Raw genomic sequence first — 7,527 nt, forward strand, 5'->3', positions numbered from 1 at the left:
GCCCACCCACGGACCGACCGTCACCCTGAGCGGCTACTCGCCCAGCGACCGGCGGGTCGTCTTCACCCCGGCCCGTGCCTGACAGCCAGTGCCCCGGCCGGCCGTGTTCAAGGACTCCGCCTTGACCTCCTCCCCGGGGCTGAAGCCCGGGGTCTCCACGCTCAAGGAGATTCGATGACATCGGGAACCCTGCTGCACCAGATCACCGACTACGCCAGCCGCGCCGATCCGTACCCTCTCTACGCCGAGCTCCGCAGGACGCCGGTGTCACGGCAGGACGACGGCGTCTACGCCGTCAGCACCTACTGGGAGATCCTCAGCCTGCTCCGCGACCCGCGGCTCAGCTCCGACGTGCGCAACCGCGTCGCCCAGCCGGGCGAGGTCCTCCCGCCGGAGGAGGACCCGGCCCTTCCCCCCAGCTTCCTCCGGCTCGACCCGCCCGAGCACGACCGGCTGCGCCGCCTGGCGACCCGGCCGTTCGGGCCGCCGCACTGCCCCCGCCGGGTCCACGACATGGGCGGCGAGCTGGCCCGGATGGTGTCCGGCCTGGTCGACGGCTTCCAGGGCAGGGACCAGGTCGACATCGTCGAGGACTTCGCCTACCCCTTCCCCGTGATGGTGATCTGCAAGCTGCTGGGGGTGCCGCACCAGGACGAGGCGCGCTTCCACGGCTGGGCCGAGACGATCGTCTCCGCCCTCGACCCCAACCCCGCCGAGGGCCCCGCCGAGCGGCAGCGCGTCGCCCAGCAGGCCCGCTCCGAGCTGGGCGCCTATCTCGCCGGGCTCGTCGCGGAACACCGCCGCGCGCCCGGCGACGACATGCTCTCCGCCCTGGTCACCGACCACGGCCCCGACGGGCAGATGTCACCGGTGGAGGTGATCACCACCGCCGTCCTGCTCCTCATCGCCGGCCACGAGACCACCGTCAACCTCATCACCAACGGGATGCTCACGCTGCTGCGCCACCCGGAGGCCCTCAAGCGGCTGCGGGCCGACCCCGACCTGGCCGTCCCGCTCGTGGAGGAGCTGCTGCGCTACGAGCCGCCGGTGCAGCTGCTGCCCCAGCGCACCGCCCTCGCCGACATCGACGTCGCCGGCACCGTCATCCCCGCCGGCGCGTCCATCTGGCTCATGCTGGCCTCCGGCAACCGGGACCCCAGGCGTTTCCGCGACCCCGACCGGTTCGACCCCCTGCGCCGGGACAACGAGCACCTCGGCTTCGGCAACGGCATCCACTACTGCTTCGGCGCGCCCCTCGCCCGGCTGGAGGCGCAGCTCGCGCTGACCGAGCTGGCCCGGCGGCTGGATGACCCGCGGCTCGTGGAGGACCCGCCTCCGTACCGGCAGAACCCGGTCCTGCGCGGCCCCCGCCACCTCCCCGTCGCCTTCGGCGGTCTCGCCGGGTAGTTCCGTTCACCGGACGGAACCGGCCAGACGGCGCCGCACCTCCGCGTGGACCCGCAGCAGCGCCGGGACCAGCACGTACACGACCACCGGCACGACGACACCGGTCAGGATCAGCGTCCGCACGGGCAGCGGCAGGGCGGCGATCGGACCGCCCAGCAGCAGCTGGGTCGCGGTGATCATGGAGTAGACCGCCAGCCAGGTGAGCAGCGCCCGGTGGTGCACGGACGGGACGGCGGGGGCGGCGGCGGGGCCACAAGGGACAGACATGACGACCTCCTCGGCGCGGGAGCCGGACCCAAATTCCAACTCGCTGGTTGGAGTTTGGCACATCGGCGTCAAAAATCCAACCAGCGAGTTGGAATTTGCCGTACGCTGAGGTCATGGCATGGGACACGGCGAAGACCAGGCAGCTCCTGCTGGACGCGGCGGTCGGCGAGTTCGCCGAACACGGGCCGCAGGGCGCGCGGGTGGACCGCGTCGCCGCGAAGGCCGGGGTGAACAAGGAACGGATCTACCAGTACTTCGGCGGCAAGCAGCAGCTGTTCGGCGCCGTGCTGACCCAGGAGCTGGAGAAACTGGCCGCGGCCGTGCCCCTGGACGCCGGGCTGGCCGCAGATCCCGGCGAGTACGCGGGACGCGTCTTCGACTACCACAGCGCACACCCGCACTTCGTCCGCCTCCTGCACTGGGAGGGCCTGCAGGCCGGGGACGACCAGGTGGCAGCCGAGGCGCAGCGGGCCGTCCACTACGCCGACAAGGTCGCCGCGCTGACCGCCGCGCAGCACGCCGGGACGCTCGGCGACGAGATCCCACCGGCGGAGCTGTTGTACGCGGTGATCGCGCTGGCCGGCTGGTGGTTCTCGACGCCCCAGCTCGCACGGATGATCATGGCGGGCGCGGCGGACGACAGCCCTCGGACCCGGCGGGAGGCGCTGGTGCGCCTGGTACGCAAGCTGACCGCCTGAACCGCACGCCAGGCCTCCGGCTGTGGGAAAGAGCGCACATACTGTCCCGCCGACTTCGCCCCGGCCGCCGTCGGCGCGCTCGCCGCAGGCGTCCTTCGAGGACGACGCCGGACATGCTCACGGTCGACATCCCTCCACCGGCGGCAGAAGTTTGTTCACCTGAAGGGCATTGACGTCCGTTAACCGGACAGGCTGGGGAGAAGCGGATGCCGTACTACCGCGTCGCGGGCGAGGTCCCCCGCAAGCGACACGCGCGGTTCCGGCTCCCTCTGTCCTGCGGCTCCGGCATCTTCTTGCGATTTGCCATAATTCATAGGGATTACCGGCTATATCAGGTAATAATCCATGTTTCTGATGACAGGCGAGCTGTACCGGGGGTGCGTGGGTGGGGCGCGAACTGCAGGTCGATCATGTGTCGTTGAGCGGTGCCGGGCAGCGCATGCGAGAGCCGGTCGATCTGCTCAGGCAGCACACGGACGCGTTGCTGAAGGCCGTCGCCGGCGGCGAACGCTCTCCGTGGGGGGTCGGCGTCATCGGCATGGTCATGGACCAGATCAACGAGACGCTCGCTCAGGCATGCGATCACCTTCACGCCAACCTCGACATGACCGGCGCGGGCGTCCGGGAGATGGGCGACCAGGCACGTGCCACCGAGCTGGTCAACATGGTCACCGTCCAGGATCTGGATCCGTCCATCCGATGACACTTGACCTGAGCTGTCTGTCTCGACCGGGGCCGGTCGGGGAGACGACGGCCGGACGGCGTGGCGGGCGGGGGGCGGCCCGGTGGCGGTGATGCTTCCGGCCGGCCTGGAGACCGCGTTCGGGATGCTGGGCGTGCCGTGGCCCACCGAGGACGAGGACAGGCTGCGCGACTGCGCCACCGCCTACCGGTCCTGTGCCGCCGTGATCACCGCCGACGTCATCCCGGGCACGCGGGGCGCCGTCCGGTTCGCCGCCGCGGACAACGCCGGCGACGACGCCGCGCACCTGTCCAGTCTCGCCACCACCCTGCACGCCCTGGCCGACACCCACGACGGGTTCGCCACCCTCGTCGAGATCCTCAAGAAGGCCCTCATCGTCGCGGCCGGGATCGTGGCCGCCATCCTGGCGTGGGCCCTCGCGGCGTCCGCCTTCACCTTCGGCATGGCCGCCCTCCAGGCGCGTACGGCCGTCTTCGGCTCGCGGGTGTTCGCCCAGCGCGCGGTGGCCGTCTTCCGCCGCGAACTCGGACGGTTCTTCAGCAGGACCCTGGCCCGAGGCGTCGCGGCCCGGCTCCGCCGCATCCTCTCCGCCAAATCCCCCAACCAGCTGCGGATGAGGTTCGGCGGACGGCCGGATCCGCTGCGGGCGGCGGCCAACCGGAACGTCAACGTCAAGGCGATCACCCCCACTCCGGTCTGGCGCACCGACCGGCTCATCCTCCGGCGCGCGGACGACCGCCACCCCGACGAGGTCTTCGGACCGGGCTTCCACCCCCGGCGCCCCGACAACACCGATCTCGAATCCCATCTGCGGTTCGAGGAGTCGGCGTTCGTCGGCACCACCCGGCTGTCCAATCCGATGGACATATTCCCCATGAGATATCTCTACGACGTGGACGCGCCGGGCGGGATCGACCTCTCCCAGACCATGGGCACCGCCCTCCGCACCGGACACCAGCAGGAGGTGGCGTTCCCCGGCGGCGTCGAAGGACGGTTCATCAAGGGGGCACGCCCCTACGACGCCGCGACGGAGACGTTCGGGGACTACGTGAACAATCCCCACTACCGCCCCTGACCTCCGATCCGGGTGTCGGTTCCCAGATGAGGTGATCCGGGGTAGGGGCTCCGGCCTGAGGCGGATCAGCCTGCGTGGACCGCAGGAATGCTCGTCCGTCTTCCGATGCCGCAACCTGCGCCGACCGGGCGAGTGACGGTCGCCGAGTCCGATCTAGGGGATCCTGCCCGGCGACTGTCACTCTGAGGTCGTCATGGGTGTCGGGGCGGGGCCATCGGGGCGAAGCCGAGATCGGCCAGCGCGACCGCGCCGCGGGCGGCGTGGTCGCCGCCGGCGAGCACCAGGGTCCGCGCCGCCTGATAGCGGCAGCCGGCGGTGTCGAACGCGTCCGCCGTGGCGAGCAACCGCTCCTGGTCATCGTCGAGCAGCGCTTGGGCCCGCTCCACGATGGCAGTGGCGACCGGGTTGCCGGCCACGACGGTCCGAGCCTCGGCCAGACGGTCGCCGGCGTCGGAGCTCCTGGCGAGCACGGCAGCTTCGGCGCGCAGCGCCACGTACCAGTGAAGCCAGATCCAGGTGACCCACTGCCACACCTCGCCGGGCTCAGGCGCCAGCCGCTCCAGCGCCTGCGGTGCCTGCCCACGGTGGAGCAGCAGCATCGCGTCGAAGATCGCCCCGTAGCCGTGGGTATTCCCCGGTGAGGGGTCGAGCTGATTCAGGACCGCGCTCCATTCGCGCCAGGCGTCCTGGTCGTCACGTAGGCCGTGGATCGCCGCCACCGCGGCCGCCGGCGGCCCGAGGACGGACCTGGCGGGGCTGCCGGCCTGCTGCCACGCGTCGAGGAACCGGACGCTGCCGGTGAGTATCCCCTCGACGTCACCCGCCATCGCGTCGGCCACAAGGAGCCAGCTCGTGGCACGGTGGCCGACTTCCGCCAGCAGCGGATGATCCGCGAGTCGCCGTGCCCACCGGCGGGCACCCGGCAGGTCGCCGGTGCCGAGGCTGGCCTCGGTGGCCTCGCCGAGCGCCTCGATCAGCTCGTGGGTACCGGCCGGGGTATCCGGTGCGGACGAGAGCAGCGTGATCCGGCGCCGGGCCGTGCCGGCGGCGGCGAACGTGTCACCGGCCCAGCTCTGGGCGCAGGTGAGCGTATCGAGCGCGGCGGACTCGGCGAGCGGGTCACCTGTGCGGTGAGCGAGTTCGACCGCTCGTTCGGCGCGTGCGATCGTCATGGGAACCGCGTTGTCGTTCAGGCCCGGTGCGGCGCCGATCTCGGTGAGCGCCCGCCCAGCCTCGGCCAGCGCCACCGCGGCCTGGGCGGCCGGGTCGTCGCCGGCCAGCTCCCGCGCCTGGGTGATGAGCGCGATCGCCTCTTCCTGTGGCAGCTTCCGTACGAACTTGCCGGAGAACCGGTAGGCGTTGGCGGCGGCGGTCGCCAGGTCACAGGCGGCGCCGGCGGTGTCGCCGGACCGGCGGGCGACATCCGCGGCCTCGCGGTGCAGGCGGTACATGTCATCACCGTGCATCCGGCAGCCGGCCACGGCTGCGGCGCGCCGGAGCATCGACGCGCCGTCGGCGGGGTCGTCGGCGAGCGCGGCGGCCTGCTCATAGCGCCCCTGGGACTCGCCGATCATGTTACGGATGAAGGTCAGCTCCGCCAGGTGCCGGGCGAGATCGTACGCGTCCCTGCGCTGTTCCGGCCGGTCGGCCGCCCACGCCAGAGCGGCGCGCAGATCGTCCGCCACCGCGTCGAACCGGGCCCGCCAGTCCGCTCGTACCACCGCCAGCTCGGCGACCTTGGCCAGGCACCAGCGAACGTGGTGGGATCGAGCGTCGACCAGCTCACCGGCCTCGGCCAGCCGCTCGGTCCCGTACTGGCGGATGGTCTCCAACGCCCGGTACTCGGTCCCGCCCAGGGACGCCGTCACCACCAGCAGGCTCTGTTCGGCCAGCCGGGCCAGTCCCTCGGCGACGATGCCTTCCTCGGACCCGGCTGCCTCCGCCGCCGCGGCGGCGGTGAACGGCGCCACGAACACCGACACCCGGCGCAGCAGCGCCTGGTCGGCCGGTTCCAGCAAAGCATGGCTCCAGTCCAGAGCCCCCCGCACCGAACGGTGCCGCTCGTCGGCACGGGAGCCGCCGGTCAGCATCCGCAGCGGGTGGGACAGGGCGGCGGTGATGCCGTCCAGCCCGAGCGTGGAACACCGGGCGGCGGCCAGCTCGATCGCCAGCGCCATCCCGTCCAGCCGCTCGCAGATCGAGGCGATCTGGTCGCGCAGTGCGGGATCCAGCGACCGGCCCACCGCCGCCGCCCGCTCCATGAACAACGCGACCGCGTCGGACTCGCCGTCGACGGACAGCGACAGCGGCGGGACCGGATACACCCGTTCGAACGGCACCATCAGCCGTGCCTGGCTGGTCGCCAGCACCGTCACCCGGGGGCACGTCGCCAGCAGCCGCTCGAGAAACAGCGCCACCCCGTCCACCACGTGCTCGCAGTTGTCCAGCACCAGCAGCGCGTGGCGGTCGGCCAGCGCGGCCACCACGGATCCGGTCATGTCGCGGCCGGGCTGCTCACCGAGGCCGAGCGCCCCGGCGACCGCCGTGGCGATCAGGTCGGGATCGGTGACCGGAACCAGGTCGACGAACCACACCCCGTCGCCGTAATCGCCGGCTGCTTCCGCGGCCACCGCCAGCGCGAGCCGGGTCTTGCCCACTCCACCGGAACCGACCGCGGTCACCTGACGGTGTGCCTTGATCATCTCTGCTAGCTCGGCCCGCTCGCTCACCCGGCCGACGAACGAGGTCAGCAGGGCCGGCAGCACCGGTGCCGGATGGGACGGGCCCGTGCCGGCCGGCTCGGGCGCGCGCTGGGCGAGCGCCCGCCGATCCGGCACCTCCAGCTTGCGCAGCAGCGAGGAGACGTGACTCTCCACGGTACGCACCGAGATGCACAGCCGTGCCGCGATCTCGGCGTTGCTGAAATGGGCCCCGACCAGTTCCAGCACTTCGGCTTCCCGGGGCGAAATGTCCACTGCTGCAATCACTGTCACATATTGCCGCACTCCCTCCGCGCTCTCATCCGTAGTGGCCCCTGTGCGCGCTCCGTGTCGTCGATCCGTAGGCGGTTCCGTGGGCGGTTCCGTGGTCACCACGGATGCGGCCCGGTCAGGCCGGAAGCGAAGCTGTGAACACGCAAACAGCGGGTCGACGAGGCCCACCACCACAGGAGCGACCATGACCGGCTCTTCCCCCCAGGGAATCAAGACCGTGCTGCACCCCGTGTCCGACCTGGCGAAGGCCAAGGCGGTGTACGCGGCCCTGCTCGGTATCGCGCCGCAGACCGACTCTCCTTACTACGTCGGCTTCGAGGCCGAGGGCCAGCACATCGGACTGGTGCCCGGCGGTGGACCGCAGGGCATGACCTCCCCGGTGGC

At 71.6% G+C, this 7,527-nt stretch carries 7 protein-coding genes; 5 read left to right on the forward strand and 2 right to left on the reverse strand.

Translation table 11 applies throughout. The features are described from left to right. The first annotated feature begins 174 nt into the window (after nucleotides 1-174). Nucleotides 175-1,407, forward strand: a complete 1,233-nt coding sequence (locus tag CA984_RS41270) for a cytochrome P450 (protein ID WP_086578776.1) — start codon at nucleotides 175-177, stop codon at nucleotides 1,405-1,407. Nucleotides 1,408-1,413: 6 nt separating this feature from the next. Here the strand turns inward: CA984_RS41270 and CA984_RS41275 are convergent, their stop codons facing one another. Then, complete coding sequence (locus CA984_RS41275) at nucleotides 1,414-1,674, reverse strand: putative antibiotic biosynthesis monooxygenase (RefSeq protein WP_086578777.1); 261 nt, start codon at nucleotides 1,672-1,674, stop codon at nucleotides 1,414-1,416. Between the two features lie 113 nt (nucleotides 1,675-1,787). On the opposite strand from CA984_RS41275, the gene CA984_RS41280 reads away from it, so the two are divergent. The 3 genes from CA984_RS41280 (at nucleotide 1,788) to CA984_RS41290 (ending at nucleotide 4,150) form a co-directional block, all read left to right on the forward strand. Next, nucleotides 1,788-2,372, forward strand: a complete 585-nt coding sequence (locus tag CA984_RS41280; protein WP_086578778.1) for a TetR/AcrR family transcriptional regulator — start codon at nucleotides 1,788-1,790, stop codon at nucleotides 2,370-2,372. Between the two features lie 385 nt (nucleotides 2,373-2,757). Beyond that, nucleotides 2,758-3,075, forward strand: coding sequence for a hypothetical protein (locus CA984_RS41285; RefSeq protein WP_133061938.1), 318 nt, complete (start codon nucleotides 2,758-2,760; stop codon nucleotides 3,073-3,075). A 91-nt stretch (nucleotides 3,076-3,166) separates the two neighbouring features. Further along, complete coding sequence (locus CA984_RS41290; protein ID WP_423229361.1) at nucleotides 3,167-4,150, forward strand: scabin-related ADP-ribosyltransferase; 984 nt, start codon at nucleotides 3,167-3,169, stop codon at nucleotides 4,148-4,150. A gap of 191 nt (nucleotides 4,151-4,341) precedes the next feature. Here CA984_RS41290 and CA984_RS41295 read toward each other — a convergent pair whose 3' ends face one another. Next, on the reverse strand, nucleotides 4,342-7,155 hold the full coding sequence (locus CA984_RS41295; protein WP_341351760.1) for an ATP-binding protein: 2,814 nt from the start codon (nucleotides 7,153-7,155) through the stop codon (nucleotides 4,342-4,344). Between the two features lie 172 nt (nucleotides 7,156-7,327). Here CA984_RS41295 and CA984_RS41300 point away from each other — a divergent pair. Continuing rightward, on the forward strand, nucleotides 7,328-7,527 hold a 200-nt coding region (locus CA984_RS41300), incomplete at its 3' end, for a VOC family protein (protein ID WP_423229304.1).

Origin of the sequence: Streptosporangium minutum (assembly GCF_002149035.1) — a bacterium.
In the GTDB taxonomy this organism is placed as follows: domain Bacteria; phylum Actinomycetota; class Actinomycetes; order Streptosporangiales; family Streptosporangiaceae; genus Streptosporangium; species Streptosporangium minutum.

What these genes read in the sequence shown, in the direction of transcription:
- CA984_RS41270 (WP_086578776.1), top strand. Translation starts at nt 175, where the DNA reads ATGACATCGGGAACCCTGCTGCACCAGATCACCGACTACGCCAGCCGC.
- CA984_RS41275 (WP_086578777.1), bottom strand. Translation starts at nt 1,674, where the DNA reads ATGTCTGTCCCTTGTGGCCCCGCCGCCGCCCCCGCCGTCCCGTCCGTG.
- CA984_RS41280 (WP_086578778.1), top strand. Translation starts at nt 1,788, where the DNA reads ATGGCATGGGACACGGCGAAGACCAGGCAGCTCCTGCTGGACGCGGCG.
- CA984_RS41290 (WP_423229361.1), top strand. Translation starts at nt 3,167, where the DNA reads ATGCTTCCGGCCGGCCTGGAGACCGCGTTCGGGATGCTGGGCGTGCCG.